This is a genomic window from Psychroserpens algicola, from assembly GCF_014526325.1.
GTDB classification, from domain to species: domain Bacteria; phylum Bacteroidota; class Bacteroidia; order Flavobacteriales; family Flavobacteriaceae; genus Psychroserpens; species Psychroserpens algicola.
Genome location: NZ_JACNMJ010000006.1, coordinates 1 through 21,630, shown reverse-complemented (window position 1 = coordinate 21,630; position 21,630 = coordinate 1). Strand labels below are relative to the sequence as shown.

Below are 21,630 nucleotides of genomic sequence, written 5' to 3'. Positions count from 1 at the left end.
GTAAAACCTAATGGTCTTAATATTATACTAAAAGTCGAAAACTGATGTTAAAGTTTACAGTTTCAGAATAAAAAATGAATAATTAATTATTTTAAGTTTCATATGTGCTTAAAATTAATATATTTTGTTATAATTTGTAATCAATTAATGTTTTGATGTTTTATAATTGTAATGCTGGTGTCATATTTGCCTTATCAATTTGAATAAAATATAATAATATAAAGATTAAAGTTATGTGCGGAATAGTATGTGCGTTCGACCTCAAGGAAAAATCAGAAGATTTAAGACCTCAAATATTAGAAATGGCGAAATCCATTCGACATAGAGGTCCAGACTGGAGTGGGATTTATAGTGATGATAAAGCAATTTTAGCTCACGAACGATTAGCAATTGTAGATCCAGCTTCTGGAAAACAACCTTTGTTTAGTTCAGATCAAAAATTAATCCTGGCTGCAAATGGTGAAATCTATAACCACAGAGAATTACGCAAACAATTCCCTGATTATGACTTTCAGACAGAGAGTGACTGTGAAGTCATTTTAGCATTATACCAGGAAAAAGGTGCTGACTTTGTAGATGATATGAATGGTATTTTTGGTTTCGCAATTTATGACTCTGAAAAAGACGAGTATTTTATAGCGAGAGATCACATGGGAATTATTCCATTGTATATTGGCTGGGACAAAAATGGAACATTTTATGTAGCTTCAGAATTGAAAGCATTAGAAGGAATCTGTACAAAGATAGAGCTATTTCCTCCTGGACATTATATGTCTAGTAAAGACGGCGAGTTTGTAAAATGGTACAAACGCGATTGGACAGATTACGAGGCTGTAAAAGACAACGAAACCAGTATAGCCGAAGTAAAGCAAGCTTTAGAAGATGCAGTACACAGACAATTAATGAGTGATGTACCCTATGGTGTTTTATTGTCTGGCGGATTAGATTCTTCAGTAACATCGGCCATTGCAAAAAAATATTCAGAAAGACGAATAGAGGCTGATGATAAAGAGCAAGCATGGTGGCCACAATTGCATTCATTTTCTGTAGGCTTGGAAGGGTCGCCAGATTTAGCTGCTGCAAAGAAAGTTGCAGATCACATTGGAACTGTTCATCACGAAATAAAATTTACAATTCAAGAAGGTCTTGATGCGATTAGAGATGTGATTTATAATATAGAAACTTACGATATCACAACTATCCGTTCGTCAACACCAATGTATTTAATGGCAAGAGTCATCAAATCTATGGGAATAAAAATGGTATTATCAGGAGAAGGAGCCGATGAGATTTTTGGCGGCTATTTATACTTCCATAAAGCACCAGATGCTAAAGAATTTCATGATGAGACCGTTCGTAAACTAGATAAATTACACATGTATGATTGTCTCAGAGCAAACAAAAGTTTAGCCGCTTGGGGAATTGAAGGTCGTGTGCCGTTTTTAGATAAAGAATTTATGGATGTGGCTATGCGTATTAACCCTAAAGATAAAATGATTAATGGCGAGCGTATGGAAAAATGGGTAGTACGTAAAGCCTTTGAAGATATGATTCCTGAAAGCGTAGCCTGGAGGCAAAAAGAGCAATTTAGTGATGGTGTAGGTTACAGCTGGATTGATACGCTAAAAGAATTAGTAGAAGCAGAAGTCACAGATGAGCAAATTGAAAATGCCAAATTCCGTTTTCCGATTAATACACCTCTAAATAAGGAAGAGTACTATTACAGAACGATTTTCGAAGGACATTTTCCAAGTGATGCAGCAGCGTTAAGTGTACCGCAAGAAGCTAGTGTAGCCTGTAGCACAGCAACAGCATTAGAATGGGATGAAGCCTTTAAAAATATGAATGACCCTTCTGGTAGAGCTATTGCTAACGTGCATGATAAAGCCTATATTAAAATATAAAAGAAAAACAGCTCATTATGAATGATACGAAGACCAATCCTACGATTGGTCTTTTTTTTATCTGTATGTTATACTTGAAAATAATATATTTGCTAAAACCCTCGTAAATACAGTAACTGACAGATAGGTGACACCTAAATGACGTGTTAAAAACGAGTATAGTGCTTTACATTTGTGCCAATGAAATAATGTAAAATGAAACAGTCATCACTAAAAGAAAATTTATTATACCAACGAAAGCTAAAAGGCTATACACAAGATGAGCTTTCTGAAAAAACAACCGTTGGTGTGCGGACAATTCAGCGCATAGAAAAGGGTGAAGTGCAACCACATTTACAAACAATAAAATTGTTGGCTGTAGGATTGGATATCGAGGTAGAAGATTTAATTGTAATTGACAATCCTAAAGAAGAAACAATACAACGTAAATGGATGCTATTATTGCATGCGTCACCGTTTTTCGGATTAATTATTCCCTTCGCTAATGTGTTATTCCCATTATTTATTTGGATGAGTAAAGCCGAAGACAACAAAACTTATGACACGCATGGTCGTGCAGTGATTAATTTTCATTGTACGATTAATTTACTACTGATTTTATCTTTGTTGCTGTTTTTTGTTTTTCCAGGCTATAATTATTTTGTCACTGCTGCTGTATTTCTTTTTGGAATTATCATAAGTCTTAAGAATGTCTTTACAGCCATTGGTTCAGGAACATGTTATTATCCGCTTTCCATTCCTTTTTTTAAGCCTAAAAAGGCGTAATTTTTTTCTAAATAATATAAAAAATGTTAGGATTATTAGTCATAATAGTAGTCTCGTGGGTGCTATTACGTGTCATCGAGAAAAAAAACATAGAGGTTTTAGGTATCATTCCTTACCCAAAAAGAATAGGTCAATTACTAATTGGCATATTGTTTATGATGTTGCTTTGCTTGCTTTGGATTGTAATTGAAACTTTTGTTCTAAATGTGGATTGGCAACTAAATAAGGATATCAACTATGCATTGATTTTTGATGCTTTTGTCTATCACGTAAGGTCAGCATTAACTGAAGATTTAGTGTTTAGAGGTGCAATACTATATATTCTCATAAACAGAATAGGAGCCAAATGGGCAATATTGATTTCGGCGATAATTTTTGGAGTATATCATGTGTTCTCCTATGGAATGACTAGCGAGAGCTTCATTGCTATTGCATATGTTATTTTCATAACCGGTTTTACTGGATATGTTTGGGCGTATACTTTTCATAAAACAAAATCAATCATGTTGGGATTAGGCTTTCATATTGGATATAATTTTTTAATGACGATGTTTTATGAATCTAATCCTTATGGTCAATTAGTATTTCAGGAATTATCTAAAACAACACTTATTGATTGGAATTTGCTTTTTTATCTTTTAGTTAAAGGACTTTTTCCGTCTATGGTCACATTACTATTTGTGAAGTACATAATAAAGTCAAAATATAAAATGTTTAGTCTCAATCACACCAACACTAATGAAAACGCGGTCATTTAAATGTTTTATCCTCTATCATCAAGAATCTAAATAATACGATCTAATTTTTAGGCTTTTTAGCGTATTTGAATATTCGAAACATCACCTCTAAACACTTTTATGTTTTCAGCACTTTTCCAAAGATGTTAAAAACCTATAAAATCCATTTTAAGGTGTTTTTTAGACGATTTAAGAGTGTTTTAAGTAATTAACAAATGTTGATAATTATTGCTTTCATTCAATAAAAAGCTTTTAAAAACCCTCTTAATTTCGTATATTTGTTTGTACTCGAGAGTCCCGAAATGTACGGGATTTTTTTGTGCGATTGAAGCTCTAAATTTTTAGCTATGGAATATGATTCTTTAATCTGTTTTATTCTAAATGGAGCCTCTGCATTTAATCTAAATAAAGTAAATACATATTAATTTATGAGCGAGAAAAAAGAAGAATTTAACAAGCACAATTATTCGGCTGATAGTATTCAGGCCTTAGAAGGCATGGAGCACGTACGTATGCGTCCATCCATGTATATTGGAGATGTAGGTGTACGTGGTTTACACCATTTGGTATATGAGGTTGTGGATAACTCTATTGACGAAGCACTTGCTGGTCATTGTGATAATATTACGGTTACTATAAACGAAGATAATTCGATTACCACTGAAGATGATGGTCGTGGTATTCCTGTTGATCTTCATAAAAAAGAAGGCGTGTCTGCACTTGAGGTTGTAATGACTAAAATTGGTGCAGGAGGTAAGTTCGATAAAGATTCTTACAAAGTTTCTGGTGGGTTACACGGTGTTGGTGTGAGTTGTGTTAATGCATTATCAGAACATCTTAAAGCTACTGTTTACAGAGGAGGAAAAATCTACGAACAAGAATACGAACGTGGTAAGGCTATGTATCCTGTAAAACAAGTTGGTGATACCGATAAACGCGGAACTACAGTTACCTTCAAGCCTGATGCTACTATCTTTACTCAAACATTAGAATATAGCTACGATACTTTAGCAAGCCGTTTACGTGAATTAGCCTATTTAAATAAAGGCATCACAATTCACTTAGTTGACAAACGTTCTAAAAAAGAAGATGGCGAATTTGAAGGTGAAACATTCCATTCTGAAGAAGGTCTAAAAGAATTTATAAAATTCTTAGACGGAAATAGAGAACCATTAATGAATGATGTTATTTCGTTTGAAGGTGAAAAAAATGGCGTGCCTGTTGAGGTGGCTATGATTTATAATACCTCTTACGCTGAAAATTTGCATTCGTATGTAAACAATATCAATACCCATGAAGGTGGAACGCACTTATCTGGTTTTAGACGTGGTTTGACGCATACTCTTAAAAAGTATGCAGATGCTTCAGGAATGTTAGATAAATTGAAATTTGATATTGCTGGTGATGATTTCCGTGAAGGCTTAACCGCTATCATTTCTGTTAAGGTTCAGGAACCTCAGTTTGAAGGGCAAACCAAAACTAAATTAGGAAACAGAGAAGTCTCTGCATCAGTTAGTCAGGCAGTTTCTGAAATGTTAACCGATTACCTTGAAGAGCATCCAGATGATGCCAAGACCATCGTTCAAAAAGTAATCCTTGCCGCTCAAGCACGTCATGCCGCTCAAAAAGCACGTGATATGGTGCAGCGTAAAACAGTGATGAGTATTGGTGGTTTACCTGGTAAATTAAGTGATTGTTCTGAGCAAGATCCTGCAAAATGTGAAGTATTCCTTGTTGAGGGAGATTCGGCAGGTGGAACGGCAAAGCAAGGTCGTGATAGAGCCTTTCAGGCAATTCTTCCTTTACGTGGTAAAATCTTAAACGTTGAAAAAGCCATGACGCACAAGGTTTTTGAAAACGAAGAAATCAAGAATATTTTTACTGCACTTGGTGTTACTATTGGAACTGAAGAAGATAGTAAGGCGCTTAACTTGTCTAAACTAAGATATCATAAAGTAGTCATCATGTGTGATGCCGATATTGATGGTAGCCATATTTCTACTTTAATTTTGACATTCTTTTTTAGATATATGAAAGAATTAATCGAAAACGGACATATTTATATAGCCACGCCACCATTATACCTTGTGAAAAAAGGTGCTAAAAAGCAATATGCTTGGAGTGATAAAGAACGTGATGAAATTGTTGAAAGCTTTGGTGAAAATTCAAAAATCCAACGTTATAAAGGTCTTGGAGAAATGAACGCTGAGCAACTTTGGGATACAACCATGAATCCAGAGTTTAGAACCATGCGTTTAGTTCAAATTGATAATGGAGGTGAAGCCGATCGCATTTTCTCAATGTTAATGGGTGACGAAGTACCACCACGTAGAGAGTTCATTGAAAAAAATGCCATCTATGCTAATATTGATGCTTAAATTTTAAGCAACTCTTAAAACCATATTAAAAGCAATTACGTACTTATATGTAGTTGCTTTTTTTATGTCTAAAAACGTGAATTGATAGCATTTAGAACAAATAAATTCTCGTTAAAAAGCAATTTTAACCGATAAAAAGCGTTATTTCAATAAGTTTTTTTAATTTTGAAATCCACAAAACCTACAAAATATGAGACAATTAATTTTAGTATGTATAACATTACTTTCAATTGCGTTTGCTAAAGCTCAGGAAAATGTAAACGATTTACTTGCAGCTGGTATTGCTGATGCCCAGCGATTCACTCAGGATTATATGGCACCAGCTTCTGAAGGCTTAGCCTATGGTATAAACAACGGATGGTTTAACAATGCTAAAGCACCAAAACGTTTTGGTTTCGAATTATCTGTTATCGGGAACATCGGATTTATCAAAGATGAAAAAACGGCATTCCAGATGAATGTTGCTGACTATGAAAATATCAGATTTGAAGATGGTAGTTCATCAAAAATGGTGGCAACAGTTTTAGGACATAATGATCCTGAGGTTAGAGTCATTATTACTTATGATGACCCAATCTTCGGGAATCAGGAAACTGAATTAATTTTGCCGACAGGAATCGGTTCTGAAAATGTAAATATACTTCCGACAGGGTTTTTACAAGCGAGTTTTTCTCCTTTCAATGGTACACAAATAAAAGGACGTTTCTTTCCAGAGGTAGAAACTGAAGATGCTAAAGTCTCACTGTATGGAATCGGACTGCAACAAGAATTCACCAGTTGGTTGCCTGCAGATAAAGTACTTCCTGTAGCGGTTTCCGGACTTGTAGCTTATACACATTTAAATGCTAATTATGATTTTACTGATGCCGAATATGTTGATGGAGATAACCAACAGGTTGAAACTAATGTCAACACGTTATTATTCGAAATTATCGTCGGAACTAAATTAAAAATTATAAATTTTTATGGAGGTTTAGGTTACATCACAGGAAAATCAACAACCGACTTGCTCGGATCTTACAGAGTTACAGATGGATTCTTATTTTCAGAAGAAATAAATGATCCTTTTTCTGTGGAACATGATATTTCAGGAATTAGAGGAACACTAGGAGCACATCTTAAACTAGGATTTTTTGGTTTAAATGCAGATTATACCTTCGCCGAATTTGATAGTGCAACCATTGGTATAAACTTTTCAATATAAAGATATTCGATATTATAATTTATTTAAAAAGAGTAAGATTTTCTCTTACGCTTTTTTCATTAACACTCTAAAAATTTGTAATTTTGCACTCTCATTTAACAACACAATTTAAAAACATAAAAACATATGAAGGTTACAGTAGTTGGAGCAGGAGCAGTAGGTGCAAGTTGCGCAGAATATATTGCTATTAAAGATTTTGCTAGTGAAGTGGTATTATTAGACATTAAAGAAGGTTTCGCAGAAGGTAAAGCGATGGATTTAATGCAAACGGCTTCTTTAAATGGTTTTGATACTAAAATTACAGGTGTTACTAACGATTATTCTAAAACAGCAGGTAGTGATATCTGTGTGATTACTTCTGGTATTCCTCGTAAACCAGGAATGACACGTGAAGAGTTAATCGGTATTAATGCAGGAATTGTAAAATCCGTATCATCTAGCTTAATAGAGCAGTCTCCTAATACAATTATTATTGTAGTAAGTAACCCAATGGATACGATGACGTATCTAGTGCATAAAACAACGAACTTGCCTAAAAACCGAATCATTGGAATGGGAGGCGCTTTAGACTCTGCTCGTTTTAAATATAGGTTAGCTGAAGCTTTAGAAGCACCTATCAGTGATGTTGACGGTATGGTAATTGGTGGACATAGCGATAAAGGAATGGTGCCATTAACTGCGCATGCAACCAGAAATAGTGTGAAAGTTTCTGAATTTTTATCAGCAGATCGTTTAGATCAGGTTAAAGAAGATACTAAAGTAGGTGGTGCTACTTTAACAAAATTATTAGGAACGTCTGCTTGGTATGCACCAGGTGCAGCAGTAAGTGGACTTGTTCAGGCCATTGCATGTGACCAAAAGAAAATGTTTCCTTGTTCAACACTTTTAGAAGGTGAATACGGATTAAACGACCTTTGTATTGGTGTGCCTGTAATTTTAGGACGTAATGGTATTGAAGAGATAGTTACTATCAAATTAAGTGATGCTGAGGAGGCGCATTTAAAAGAAAGTGCAGAAGGTGTTCAAAAAACCAACGGATTATTAGAATTATAATTCTATCATTTTTTAAATATATTTGAGGCTATCATATCTAATGATAGCCTTTTTTAATTAACGTCTCTTATGAAATACATGTACTTATTTGTAGTTGTGGCTTTATTGTCCTGCGGAAATGTAACACCAAAACATAAATTTTCTATTATTTATGAATTTGAAAACTCTGAGACAGTATCAGATAATGAGAAGCAAGGAACGGTTGAAACTTTAAATAAGCGCTTAGCTCAATTAGCATCTAACTACGATGTCAAACTCAATAACAAACAACAAATTGAGCTCAAATTGAGTACAGATTTTAATGTGAACCGATTGAATACCATAATTACAAACTCAGGAAAGTTAGAATTTTGGGAGGTTGTTAGAGCAGACGATTTAGGTGTGTTTTTTCTTGAAGCAAATGCGCTACTTAAAAAAGATCAAGAAGAAATTGAGCCTATTTTTGATTTGATTAATTCTAATGATTATGTCTATGGATTGTTCTCTGTTTCAAAAAATGATACTACTCAGCTCAGCAAATATCTCAATAAAACAGAAGTGAAGCAACTTCTGCCAGCGCATGTTAAGCATTCTAAATTTTTGTATGGAATTCCTGATGAATTAAATAATATGCCGCTCTATCTGGTTAAAACACCACCTGATGGTATAGCACTCATCAATGAAACACATATTGTAGATGCTCGTCAGTCGTATACATATACAAACCGTCCGACGGTAAGTATAAAAATGAACGAACTGGGTTCAAACCGTTGGGAACGTATGACAGGAATCGCATATCAGCAGCAATCACAAATCGCTATCACCTTAAATGATATGGTGTATTCGGCACCAACAGTGTCAAGTGGTGCTATTACAGGTGGAAATACTGAAATTGCTGGTAGTTTTACACTTGAGCAAGCTCAGGATTTAGCACTCATATTGAGTTCTCATCGACGTATTCCTAAGCTAAAGTTCGTCAACTCATCTGCTATAAACGATAAAGAGTAAACCTAAATTCTTTATTTTTTATATATTTGGCGCATGAAGTCGAGATGGTACATTAGTATTCTCATTATAACATTAACCCTTTTAGGTAGCATAGCTAGTCAGCAACAAGCTAATGTACCTAATCAGGAAATCGTACTTCAGTTTACTTCAACAGCTGTAACTACAGATGATACTCAAAATACAATCGACACTGTTAAACAACAGTTGTATGCAGCAGGAGTTAAGCATATCCAAGTTCAGGAATTACAGGATAACCGTTTAAAAATCACCTACTACAGTGGTACAGATGTTGCTAGCATCAAAGCTTTACTTTCTGAGGAAACTTCAATAGAGTTAGGATATTTGTCTCAGAGCAATTCTGAAAATCCATTGCCTTCCAAAGATCGTAAAATTGACTATAATGTTGATGTTTACGAAATACAACAAGCAAATGATAGTTTTGATTTAGACGGAAAATTGGCTTTAGAGACCAAAGCAGAGCATGACCGCTTTTCAAATCCTAATGTTGATATAACGTCAAAAGAGATAACTATTGATGCTAAAGAAAGCATCGAAAAGTCTGCTTATAAATTCCGTAGAACTATTGCTATCGGAATCGATAATACCTCATACAAAATACCTGAAGTGAGAGCAGGTCCTTCAACTTATGGGATTTTTGATTTTAGCTAATCAATCATTTTAGATCCCTAAACTTCCAAAGATATACGTCAAAATGGATGTATATCTCTACTAAGGTATAGCTTTTAATAGAAAACAAGCTACACAAACAACACATATAATTATAAAAAATAATTGTCAAATCATCCGTAAATTCTATATTTGCGCGTTGAAAAATTGACCTAAACAATAGAATAATGCAAAACAAAGGACTAGTAAAGCTTTTTGCAGTGTTATTTGGATTGGTAAGTATTTACCAGTTATCATTTACATTCAAAAACAACCAAATTGATGCTGATGCAAAAACATTTGCAGAAAGTAAATTCCAAACACCTGATGAAATTAATGAAGCCGAAATTCACTATTTAGACTCATTGTCTAATGTAGAAGCATACAACATCGGTGTTGCGAGTTTCACAGGAAAAGAAGTTAAGGAAAAAGCCATGAACCTTGGTCTTGACCTTAAAGGAGGATTAAACGTAATTCTTCAGATTTCTGTTAGAGATATTCTTTACGGACTATCAAACAACAGTAAAGATCCTGCTTTTAATAAAGCTTTAGTTGATGCTGAAGAAATTCAAAAAGATGCTCAGGAACCATATTTAGATTCGTTTTTCGATGCTTGGGACGCTGTAAAAGGTGACCAGAACTTAGCATCGCCAGATATCTTTGCTAACAAAGATTTAGAAGGTGTTATCGAATTAAATATGACAGATTCTGATGTAAGAAAGAAACTTGAAGAAAAAGTAGACGAATCTATTGTATCTGCCTTTGAGGTATTACGTAAGCGTATTGACCAGTTTGGTGTAACTTCACCAAACATTCAACGTCTTGGTAACTCAGGAAGAGTATTGGTAGAATTACCAGGTGTAAAAGATGTGAAGCGTGCTACAGATTTAATTACAACAACGGCACAATTACAGTTCTGGGATGTTGATAATGGTCAGGCTTTGGGTAATTTCTTAACACTAGCTAATAATGCTTTAATTGCAAAATTAGGTGTCAATGAAAAAGAAGCAGCAGTCGAAGTACAAGATTCTACAGATACAGAAGGCGATAGCGCTATTGATGAATTATTAGGTGAAACTACAACCGATTCTACAGCAACAACTCAAGTAAATCCGTTATTTGATTTATTCAGCCCACCAAGAACAGGTGGAATGCTAGCTTTAAAAGCTGAAGACAAAGAAAAACTTCAATCTTACCTTGAAATGCCAGAAGTTAAATCTCAACTTCCTCCAGCAGCTCGTTATATTAAATTTGCCTTTGGTCTTCCAGAAGTAGATGAAGAAACCGGAGTAGAGTATGTTGATTTTTATGCTTTAAAAGGTAATAGAGATGATGAACCAGAATTAAGTGGTGGAGTGGTGACAGATGCTAGACAGTCGTATAGCCAAACCAACAAGCCTACTGTTTCAATGCAGATGAACGCTAAAGGAGCTAAAATCTGGGAAGAAATGACAGGAAGAGCATTTGCTCAAAAAAGTCAGATTGCCATCGTATTAGATGATATCGTATATTCTGCGCCAACAGCGTCTAATGGAGCTATCCCAGGAGGTAATACTGAAATCTCAGGTAACTTTACAGTTAAAGATGCGGAAGATTTAGCCAATGTATTAAGAGCTGGTAAATTACCTGCAAGAGCTGAAATTATTCAAGCAGACCAGGTCGGACCTTCTTTAGGTAAAGAAGCTATTGAAAGTGGAACAAAATCATTTTTAATTGCATTAGCTTTAGTATTAATCTGGATGATTCTTTACTACGGAAAAGCTGGTATTTTTGCTGATATTGCGTTATTATTAAACATCTTATTAATTTTTGGTGTTTTATCAGGATTAGGAGCTGTGTTAACATTGCCTGGTTTAGCAGGTATCGTATTAACTATCGGTATGTCGGTTGATGCCAACGTACTTATTTTTGAACGTATTCGTGAAGAATTAGGTAAGGGCAAATCTCAAAAAGAGGCAGTTAAAGATGGTTTTGCTAATGCATTATCTTCTATCTTAGATGCCAATATTACTACGGGTTTAACAGCAATAATCTTATTTGTATTTGGTACAGGACCAATTAAAGGTTTTGCTACAACATTATTAATAGGTATTGTAACGTCTTTATTTACTGCAATATTCATTACGCGTTTATTAGTAGATTGGTATGTTAATAGTGGAAAATCTTTAGATTTCTCGACGTCAATTACGAAAAACCTATTTAAGAAAAACAACATTAACTTTATCGGTAAACGTAAAGTTGCTTATGTAGTTTCTGGAATTTTAATATTAATATGCTTAGGTTCTCTATTTACAAACAAATTAGATCAAGGTATCGATTTTGTTGGAGGTAGAACATATCAGGTGCGTTTTCCTGCAGCCGTTAGTTCTGAACAAGTAGCAGATGATTTATCAGCTGTATTTAATAGTGTTGAGGTTAAAACTATTGGTAGCGCAAACCAATTAAAGATTTCTACTAAATACAAAGTTGATGAAAATTCAGTAGAAGTTGATGAAGAAGTGAAAACGATGCTATTTAACGGACTTAAGTCATATTTACCACAAGGAGAATCATTTAAAGATTTCTCTGAAGGTAAGGATGATGTCGGTATTGTCTTGTCTAGTAAGGTGAGTCCAACCATTGCCGATGATATTAAAAGAGAATCATTTTTAGCGGTCTTAGGATCTCTATTAGTAGTATTCTTATATATCTTATTCCGTTTTAAGAAATGGCAATTCTCATTAGGTGCTGTAGCTGCAGTATTCCATGATGTGATAATTGTATTAGGTATTTTCTCATTATTATACAAGTTTATGCCATTTAGTATGGAAATTGACCAGGCATTCATCGCAGCGATCTTGACCGTTATTGGTTACTCTCTGAATGATACCGTGGTTGTATTTGATAGAATTAGAGAAGTACTTGCCGAACGTGCTGGCTTTAAAGGCGGTGTTAATATTAACTCGGCAATTAACAGTACATTAAGTAGAACATTAAATACATCGTTAACAACATTAGTTGTATTATTGGCAATGTTCATTTTTGGTGCTGAGTCGCTTAGAGGTTTACTATTTGCCTTAATCGTTGGTGTTGTTGTTGGTACATACTCTTCGGTATTTATCGCTACACCATTGATGTACGATACTTTAAAGAATAAAGGAATCGCACCTCCAAAAGAGGATGAGGATAAAAAATAAGTATGCTAAATACTAATAAAAAAAGCCGTTTCAATTGAAATGGCTTTTTTTTAGTACGATTTGAAATGCCTTAACACAATTATTAGCTAATTTCAGTATCTTTCAACGAACATTTCAATCAATAGAATCTGTTGTGCGTGAAGAGTGCAATGGTTTAGATTAGACTCATTATATGTTTAAAAATTTACTGTTTTTATTGCTAGTGCTCATTACTGGGCCTTTATATGCTCAAAGTGGTGAGCAAGATTCTAGAATAGAACGAAAACAATTTGACGATATTCTATTTTCTCCAGGGCTAATTGTTCAACACGAAACCTTTCTCGAATTTAATATTATGTTTGGTGACGTTACTGCTATAGATAACGGTAAAATTCCCGTTATTGGTGTTGACGGATTTAGAATAGGTGTTGAGACTAATCTAAGAGATGGTCGTCATCATACGATAGCACCTAAAATTGGGTATGAGATTTCTGCAACTGTATTTGCACTGCGACTTTCAGCGGTGAACTATTTTCAAAATGGACATTCAGAATTTAGAGTTTTACCTGAGTTAGGAATTAGTCTGTATGGTTGGGCTAATCTAACTTATGGCTACGGCATTCCGTTTAACGACGGAAATTTAAATAATGTGAGCTCTCACCGCGTGGCTTTAAGTTTTAATCTGGATAAGCGTTTAAAGAATGCTTTATTTAATTAGAAAGCTAATTTTAATGTCTGGAAAATTCAATTATATCACCTTTTTCTAAAGTCCAAGTCTCACTTAAACCAGCATTGACTTCGAGGACGTATTTTGCAGGTCCTTCAGAAGGGAGCGAACTTTCATCCATAGGTTTGGCGTTTTTTTGAATGCTTACAATGGTTTTATCTTCGGAAATATAAATGATATCTAAAGGTATTTTAGTGTTCTTCATGTAAAACGACCTATAATCTGTATTCGGAAAAATGAATAACATTCCTTGATTATGTGCCATGCTATTTCGATACATTAAACCAGTTTGAGTGGTGTACTCATCATCAGCAATTTCAATGTCAATAGTGGCTAGAATAGAATCTGTAGCTGCCTTTTTCAATTGCAATTCACCTTCTTTTTTAAATGAAATTTCAACAGACTTAACTTCGGAAGGTTTCTGATCATCTTTACATGAAACAAATTGTAATGTAAGCATTCCGAAGCATACTAAAATGCAGATTTTGAAAGCGTCTGAATTCATGTTTAACTTAGTTTGGTCTTAGGCTTATAAACAAACATGAAGTATAATCCGATTAAAATAAATGGGATACTAAGCATCTGACCAGTATTTAATCCAAATAAGGTGAAGTATTCTTCGCCCTGAGGCTCTTTAACAAATTCGACACAAAAGCGAATACTCCATAACAAGACTAAAAATAGACCAAATAAGAAGCCTTCTTGTTCACTCTTTTTCGTTTTCCAGTAGAAATACCATAAAATAAAGAATACAACAATATAACTGCCAGCTTCGTATAACTGTGCAGGATGCCTTGGAAAGTCTTCACCCAATTGCTTAAAAGTAACACCATAATCACTTCCGGTTGGTTTACCGATGATTTCCGAATTGATAAAATTTCCGATTCGGACAAAAACAGCACCAGACGCCACAGGAATAACCACACGATCTAAAATCCAAAGCACTGTTTTTTTCAATACTTTTTTATTATAGAGGTACATGGAGATGATCATAGCAATCGCAGCACCATGACTAGCGAGTCCTTGAAAACCAGTGAATTTTATGCCATTTTGAAAACTAAATGGTAAGAAAATACTCCAGAAATCTTCTTTGATCAATTCTGGTTGGTAAAAGATCACATGCCCTAAACGAGCACCAAGCATGATACCGATAACGGCATAAATAAATAAGGAATCTAAAGATTGATTACTTTGTTTCTCTTTGTACCAGATACGTTTCATGATTTGAAGTCCAAGAATAAACGCAACAATCCACATCACACTATAATAGTGTAGTGTAAAAAAACTTAAGTCTAATCCTTTTGAAGGATCCCAAACCATATCGAGAGCAAACATACTATTTAATTTTATGGGATAAAGATAGTATTTATCACTAAAATACTATTACTGTTAAGATAGTTTTAATCTTCTTTTTCAGGAACTGGATCATAACCCGATCTGCCCCAGGGATGGCAACTAAAAATACGAATCAAGGCAAGTTTGCCACCTTTCCAAAGTCCATGTTTTTGTAGGGCTTCTTTAGCATAATGTGAGCAGGTTGGTTGAAATCGACAAGTTGCAGGTGTTAAAGGCGAGATTAAAGTTTGATATACTTTAATTAAAAACAAAAAGGGAGCAACTAAAATCCGTTTCATGATTAGTTGGTCGTAAAAGTCGTTCCGTCCTTGCCATCATTTAGTTGAATGCCTTTTGCAGCAAGTTCATCTCTAATTTTATCAGACAAAGCAAAATCTTTATTCACTCTGGCATCTTGCCTCAATTGAATGAGTAATTCTACTGCTCCAGAAAGTTTGTCGGTTCCTGTATCAGCCTTTGTGATATTAACTAAACCTAAAACATCAAACGTAAATTCACGCATGGTTTTTTTAAGTAATTCCAGGTCATCAGACGTTAAAGAAGCATCACCAGATTTAATTTGATTAACCAGTTTAGCAGCTTCAAAAAGATGGGCTATTAGTATGGGCGAATTAAAATCATCATTCATAGCATCATAGCAAGATTGACGCCATTGCGATACATCAAAAGTAGAATTAGCGTCTGCTTTTAAATCGTCTAGCAGGTTAATTGCATCCATCAATCTAAAAAAGCCTTTTTCACTAGCTAATAAGCCGTCATCGGTTAAATCTAATACACTTCTGTAAGACGATTGTGCATTAAAAAAACGTATCACACTTGGCGCATAAGCTTTACTGAAAAAATTATTGTCACCAGATAATAATTCTCCTGGATTAACAGTATTGCCAGTTGACTTAGACATACGTTGTCCGTTAAGGTGAAGCATGTTTGCATGCATCCAATAGTTGACTGGAGCTTGACCTTTGGCAGCTTCGCTTTGAGCGATTTCACATTCGTGATGCGGAAATTTTAAATCCATTCCACCACCATGAATGTCAAAATTATCACCCAAATACTTGGTGCTCATAGCTGTACATTCTAGATGCCAGCCAGGAAAACCATCGCTCCATGGAGACGGCCAACGCATAATGTGTTGCGGTTCGGCACGTTTCCAAAGTGCAAAATCTTGCGGATTTTTTTTATCACTTTGTCCATCAAGAGCTCTTGTATTGTGAATGAGGTCTTCAAGCTTGCGTTTACTTAAAATACCATAATCGTTAGTCTCATTAAATTTGTGTACATCAAAATAGACCGATCCATTGACTACATAAGCAAAACCATTATCTATTATTTTTTTAATGAGTTCTATTTGTTCGATGATATGACCAGTAGCTGTTGGTTCAATACTTGGTGGAAGAAAGTTAAAGGTGTTTAAAATGTTATGAAAATCAACGGTGTAGCGTTGTACGACTTCCATAGGTTCAATTTGTTCTAAACGTGCTTTTTTAGTGATTTTATCTTCACCAGCATCCGCATCATTTTCTAAATGTCCTGCATCTGTGATATTTCTAACATAGCGCACTTTATACCCTAAATGTTTAAGGTAACGAAATACCATATCAAAAGACATAAAGGTTCTCACATTTCCTAAGTGTACATTACTGTAAACTGTAGGTCCGCAAACGTACATTCCAACATAACCTTCTTCAATAGGATTAAAAGTTTCTTTTGTTCCGCTAAGGGTGTTATAAATTTGAATCTTTTGCTGTTCGTACAAATGCATGGTGTTAGGTGTTAAAAACGCGTTTATGACTTTGACATACTATATAATGGTCAAATCTAACATTTTATTTTTTCTTCGGAAGAACGCTTGTTTAAAAAGTGGTGTCTAATTTTATATAATCTAAGAACTCGCGTTTGGTCGCTTTGTTTTTAAATTGTCCGCCAAATTCAGAAGTAACAGTACTGCTATCCACATCTCTGATGCCTCTAGAATTAACACACAAATGTTTGGCATCAATAACGCAAGCCACATCTTCGGTATTTAAAACTTGCTGAAGTTCTTTTACTATTTGAATGGTTAAACGTTCTTGTACTTGAGGACGTTTTGCAAAATAATCTACAATACGATTCATTTTAGAAAGTCCAACAACGGTTCCATTAGAAATATAAGCGACATGAGCTTTTCCTACGATAGGAAGTAAGTGGTGTTCACAGGTTGAGTACACTGTAATGTTTTTTTCAACGAGCATTTCACCATACTTATACTTATTTTCGAATGTAGAAGCACTAGGCTTGGTCTCAGGATCTAATCCACCAAATATTTCCTTTACAAACATTTTTGCAACACGATTTGGAGTGCCTTTAAGGCTATCATCAGTTAAATCAAGACCAAGGGTTTCCATTATGTGTCTTACATCGTCTTTTATGATGTCGATTTTTTCAGAAGATGTTAATTTAAAAGCATCTTTACGCAGAGGTGTTTCAGAAGACGTCCCAACGTGGTCATCACCAATTGCATCTATATCTTTATCTAATTTCATTCTTTATATTCCGCAGAAACGGAAATTTCTTTTTAATTAAAAATACATTTTATCTGTTTTTAAACAGGTTGCAAAGATAAGCAATAAAAAAAAACGAAAGTAGGGTAGGGATTTTTTAATTTAGCATGTTATATGCCTATAATCGGCATGTCTGAACATGATATCTGATTTAACAGTTTATTTATTAAAATTTTCTTAAATTCCGCATCCATAAAATAGAAAAATCATGAACTCAAAATTACTGTTCCCTCTATTGTTGTTCTGTGCTATGTTAGCATCGCCTGCAATGTTTTCTCAATCTTCAAATTCTTCCAGAAAGCAACAAACAGTTAACTACAATAATAATGTAAATAAACCTCTAACGAGCAATGAATTAGCGTTGATAAATGAGGTTTATGGAAACAAAACAACCTCTAATGTTTTAAATAAACCACAACGTTTAAAAGACATTAAAAATATTCTTCGTAATCGAATTGAAATTAAAAACATTCCAAATCAAAGTGATCAAAAACCATGTACTTTGTTATCGGAAGTTCCTTTGATGGACTATTACGTTGATAATTTACAGCGTGATACCAATTTTAATCCTCAAAATTTTAATCCGTTAAAATATTTATTCAATTTTTATTCTTACGGATCACATATGTATAGAGTTGATAATACCAATTACTTTATCATTATCAAATCTCAACATAAATAAAATATTAATTAGCCATTTATAATTATTCGCTATGAAAAAAGCACTACTCATAATTTTCACACTAATTTCAGTACATACCTATGCACAAGACGTTCTTATGCAAAATGGTACAGTTAATGCCTGTTCAGGAACATTTTATGATTCAGGAGGACCTGGAGGAGCATATGGAAGTGATGAAAACTTAGTCTTAACCATATGTCCTGAAAATGCAGGTCAATTGGTACAATTAAATTTTACAGCTTTCAATACACAATTAGGTGCTGATGTGATGACCATTTATAATGGAGATAGTACGGCAAGTCCAGCATTTGGAACATTTGACGGTGCTAATAATCCAGGTTTTGTAACTGCTACAGATGATAATGGTTCTGGATGTTTAACTATTGAGTTTGTTTCTGATGGAGCTGGAACAACAACAGGTTGGGCTGCAGAAATTTCTTGTTTCACACCATGTCAGGTGATAACATCTCAAATAGATACGGCTTCACCTGCACCAAATGGAGATGGCTATATAAGAGTGTGTCCTAATCAGGAAATCACATTAACAGGTAGTGGGAATTTTGAAGTTGATGGTACAGGAGCAACATATGAATGGGATTTAGATAATGGCAACTTCGTTACTGGTCAAACAGCAACATTTTCTTACCCATTACCAGGTGTATATATCGTGAATTTGAATATTCGTGATGCTAATACTGATTCTGATCCTTTGGGATGCCCAAATACAAATTTAATTAATCAAGTTATTCAAGTAGCTACTGAGCCTAGTTTTATAGGTACTCAAGCAGCAGATGATACATTGTGTTTTGGAGAAACTACAACAATTGAAGGTGTTGTTAATGCAGTGCCTTTTGTTAATGATTGTACACCTCCTGTGAGTGGAACTACTTTTTTACCAGATGGTTCTGGAGCTGTATATACAACTTGTATTACTGTTGATTGTTTTGAATCAGACCAATTGTTAACAGATCCAAATCAACTTATTGAGATTTGTGTTAATATGGAGCATTCCTATTCTGGAGATTTAGATATAAAAATTATTTCGCCTAACGGACAAGAGGCAGACTTATTTGTTCAAGCAGGTGGAGGAACCTATTTCGGTGGAGCAAATGACGATAATTCTAATACGCCTGGAGTAGGTGCCGATTATTGTTTCTCTATGTCTGCGTCTGTTTTATTAGCAAATGCGAATACAATTACTGCAGGTTCTAACCCTCCAAACAATTCTTGGGAACCAGGAACTTACCTTCCTGTAGAATCTTTTAACGAATTAGTTGGAAGTCCGCTCAATGGTGATTGGTGTATAGAAATTGTTGATAATCTTTCTATCGACAATGGTTATATATTTTCATGGGGATTAAATTTTGATCCTAACATTCAACCACCTGAATTATCGTTCACACCAGTTATTACTTCTGAAGCTTGGGATACAGATCCTACAATTACAGATGTTACAGGAAATACGATAACAGTTGCGCCACCAGCAGCTGGGACATATTGCTATACATATAGAGTAATGGATGATTTTGGATGTGAGTATACTGAAGAGGTTTGTATTACGATGGAAGAAGAAATTACAGCTGATGTTACAGCAGTTGTAAATCCTATTTGTGAAGGCGATGATGCTGAATTTTTAATAACAGGTACGCCAAACGCAACTATAAATTATACGATAAATGCTGGCGCTGTCCAGACCATGACATTAGATGCAGCAGGTTCTGCTACAGTCACCATCACTGGTCCAACAGTAGATCAGGTGTTTAATCTTATAGATGTCACAGTCGGCGCCTGTACAGTCACTCTCAATGATACTGAAACGATAATTGTAGGTCAGGTTTTTGACACATCCTTTTTTATGACGCCAACATGTGATGGTGCAACGGCAATTGTAACTGGTGATGTTGGTGGTGTGTTTGCTTTTGCTGATCCTCAACCTACAGATGGTGCTATGATTGATTCTGCAACCGGAACTATTACAAATGGAGTTTCTGGAACAACTTATATTGTTGTCTATGAATTTGCAAGTTCATGTAGCCCAGGCGATACTGAAACAGTAACAGTTTTACCGTCTCAGGATGCTGGTTTTACCTTAACCCCTACATGTGATGGTGCTACTGCAACTATTACAGGAGATATGGGAGGTGTATTTACATTTAATCCTATACCTACAGATGGTGCGATGATTGATCTTTTGACAGGTACCATTACTAACGGAACTCAAGGCGCTACATATACTGTAGAGTACAGTGTCGCTGGAGCTTGTCCTGCAACATCTACTGAATCAGTAACTGTATTGGCATTTGAAGATGCAAGTTTTACTTTAACTCCAACTTGTGAAGGTGCTACTGCAGTTATTTTAGGAGATACAGGCGGAAGTTTTGCTTTCAACCCTGTGCCAACTGATGGAGCAACAATAGATGAAAATACGGGATTGATTACAGGTGTTTCAGGAACTACTTATACCGTAGAATATACAACATCAGGACCATGTCCTGAAACAACCAATCAAAGTGTTACTGTTTTTCCACTAGAAGATGCATCATTTACTTATGCACCTGGTTGCGAAGGAGCGACAGCTACTATTACGGGAGATACAGGAGGTGTATTTGCTTTTGTTGATCCGCAGCCTACAGATGGAGCCACAATTGACCCTGCGACTGGAGAAATTTTAAATGGCGTTCCTGGAACTACATATACAATAGAGTACACAACATCAGGAAACTGTCCAGCTTCTAGTAGTGTTGCTGTTACTATCTTTTCTTTAGATGATTCAAGTTTTACAATGTCTCCTACATGTGATGGTGCAATTGCAACGATTACAGGGTTAACGGGTGGAACTTTTGCATTTGATCCTGTTCCTACTGATGGAGCAGTAATAGATGCTAATACAGGAACGGTAACTAATGCGCCTTTTGACGCAACGTATACGATAGAGTATACAACGAATGGTACTTGCCCTACAACCAGCACTCAAACATTTACAGTATTCTCTCAGCCAATAGTTGTCGATCCAACCCCATTAGAGGTTTGTGATGATGGCACGCCAGATGGTATCACGAGTATAGATTTAAGTTTAAAGAATGTAGAGATAACGGGAAACAATTCTAATTATTCGGTGAGTTATCATTTCACGCAGTTAGATGCAGATATGAATTCAAATCCGCTAACGATCCCTTATACCAATACGGTCAACGGTCAAATTGTATTTGTACGGGTACAAGATATCAATACAGGCTGTTATGATACCACGACATTAGAGCTTATAGTTGAGCAGGCACCAATAGCGAACACACCAACGCCATTAGAGTATTGCGATCCGGATAGTGACGGTTTTGGCGTTTTTGATTTGACAAGTAAAGACATAGAGATAACAGGAGGCGATCCTAGTTTATCGGTGAGTTACCATGAGACTATGGCAGATGCAGATAATAATGTAAATGCCTTAACGAGTCCATATAATAATATCGTAGAAGATA

At 35.1% G+C, this 21,630-nt stretch carries 17 protein-coding genes; 12 read left to right on the top strand and 5 right to left on the bottom strand.

Annotated elements, in window-relative coordinates; genetic code table 11:
* The first annotated feature begins 233 nt into the window (after positions 1 to 233).
* The 10 genes from asnB to H7350_RS12395 all read left to right on the top strand — a co-directional run bounded on the left by asnB (position 234) and on the right by H7350_RS12395 (position 13,567).
* A complete protein-coding gene (gene asnB / locus H7350_RS12440; protein WP_204346255.1) occupies positions 234 to 1,904 on the top strand; it encodes an asparagine synthase B in 1,671 nt (556 codons plus the stop codon).
* Positions 1,905 to 2,099: 195 nt separating this feature from the next.
* A complete protein-coding gene (locus H7350_RS12435) occupies positions 2,100 to 2,669 on the top strand; it encodes a helix-turn-helix domain-containing protein (RefSeq protein ID WP_204346254.1) in 570 nt (189 codons plus the stop codon).
* A gap of 23 nt (positions 2,670 to 2,692) precedes the next feature.
* On the top strand, positions 2,693 to 3,427 hold the full coding sequence (locus H7350_RS12430; protein WP_204346253.1) for a CPBP family intramembrane glutamic endopeptidase: 735 nt from the start codon (positions 2,693 to 2,695) through the stop codon (positions 3,425 to 3,427).
* A 407-nt stretch (positions 3,428 to 3,834) separates the two neighbouring features.
* Complete coding sequence (gene gyrB, locus H7350_RS12425) at positions 3,835 to 5,784, top strand: DNA topoisomerase (ATP-hydrolyzing) subunit B (protein ID WP_204346252.1); 1,950 nt, start codon at positions 3,835 to 3,837, stop codon at positions 5,782 to 5,784.
* Positions 5,785 to 5,974: 190 nt separating this feature from the next.
* Positions 5,975 to 6,988 carry a DUF6588 family protein gene (locus H7350_RS12420; protein ID WP_204346251.1) on the top strand — a complete coding sequence of 338 codons (1,014 nt, stop codon included), beginning with the start codon at positions 5,975 to 5,977 and terminating at the stop codon, positions 6,986 to 6,988.
* Positions 6,989 to 7,114: 126 nt separating this feature from the next.
* On the top strand, positions 7,115 to 8,041 hold the full coding sequence (gene mdh / locus H7350_RS12415) for a malate dehydrogenase (RefSeq protein ID WP_204346250.1): 927 nt from the start codon (positions 7,115 to 7,117) through the stop codon (positions 8,039 to 8,041).
* A gap of 69 nt (positions 8,042 to 8,110) precedes the next feature.
* Positions 8,111 to 9,028: a SecDF P1 head subdomain-containing protein gene (locus H7350_RS12410; RefSeq protein ID WP_204346249.1), complete on the top strand. Its 918-nt coding sequence runs from the start codon at positions 8,111 to 8,113 to the stop codon at positions 9,026 to 9,028.
* A gap of 33 nt (positions 9,029 to 9,061) precedes the next feature.
* A complete protein-coding gene (locus tag H7350_RS12405; protein WP_204346248.1) occupies positions 9,062 to 9,697 on the top strand; it encodes a hypothetical protein in 636 nt (211 codons plus the stop codon).
* Positions 9,698 to 9,882: 185 nt separating this feature from the next.
* Entirely contained in the window at positions 9,883 to 12,870 is a 2,988-nt protein-coding gene (gene secDF, locus H7350_RS12400) for a protein translocase subunit SecDF (protein ID WP_204346247.1), read from the top strand.
* Positions 12,871 to 13,042: 172 nt separating this feature from the next.
* Positions 13,043 to 13,567, top strand: a complete 525-nt coding sequence (locus H7350_RS12395; protein WP_204346246.1) for a hypothetical protein — start codon at positions 13,043 to 13,045, stop codon at positions 13,565 to 13,567.
* Between the two features lie 10 nt (positions 13,568 to 13,577).
* Here the strand turns inward: H7350_RS12395 and H7350_RS12390 are convergent, their stop codons facing one another.
* From H7350_RS12390 to folE, 5 genes are all read right to left on the bottom strand, one after another.
* Entirely contained in the window at positions 13,578 to 14,081 is a 504-nt protein-coding gene (locus tag H7350_RS12390) for a DUF192 domain-containing protein (RefSeq protein WP_420825370.1), read from the bottom strand.
* A 2-nt stretch (positions 14,082 to 14,083) separates the two neighbouring features.
* A complete protein-coding gene (gene lgt / locus H7350_RS12385) occupies positions 14,084 to 14,911 on the bottom strand; it encodes a prolipoprotein diacylglyceryl transferase (RefSeq protein ID WP_204346245.1) in 828 nt (275 codons plus the stop codon).
* A gap of 65 nt (positions 14,912 to 14,976) precedes the next feature.
* Positions 14,977 to 15,210, bottom strand: a complete 234-nt coding sequence (yidD, locus tag H7350_RS12380; RefSeq protein ID WP_204346244.1) for a membrane protein insertion efficiency factor YidD — start codon at positions 15,208 to 15,210, stop codon at positions 14,977 to 14,979.
* A 2-nt stretch (positions 15,211 to 15,212) separates the two neighbouring features.
* Entirely contained in the window at positions 15,213 to 16,694 is a 1,482-nt protein-coding gene (gene cysS / locus H7350_RS12375; RefSeq protein WP_204346243.1) for a cysteine--tRNA ligase, read from the bottom strand.
* Between the two features lie 91 nt (positions 16,695 to 16,785).
* A complete protein-coding gene (gene folE, locus H7350_RS12370; protein WP_204346242.1) occupies positions 16,786 to 17,454 on the bottom strand; it encodes a GTP cyclohydrolase I FolE in 669 nt (222 codons plus the stop codon).
* Positions 17,455 to 17,680: 226 nt separating this feature from the next.
* On the opposite strand from folE, the gene H7350_RS12365 reads away from it, so the two are divergent.
* Positions 17,681 to 18,154 carry a hypothetical protein gene (locus H7350_RS12365; RefSeq protein ID WP_204346241.1) on the top strand — a complete coding sequence of 158 codons (474 nt, stop codon included), beginning with the start codon at positions 17,681 to 17,683 and terminating at the stop codon, positions 18,152 to 18,154.
* A 31-nt stretch (positions 18,155 to 18,185) separates the two neighbouring features.
* A partial coding sequence (locus H7350_RS17050; RefSeq protein ID WP_235989344.1) for a PKD domain-containing protein occupies positions 18,186 to 21,630 on the top strand: 3,445 nt, incomplete at its 3' end.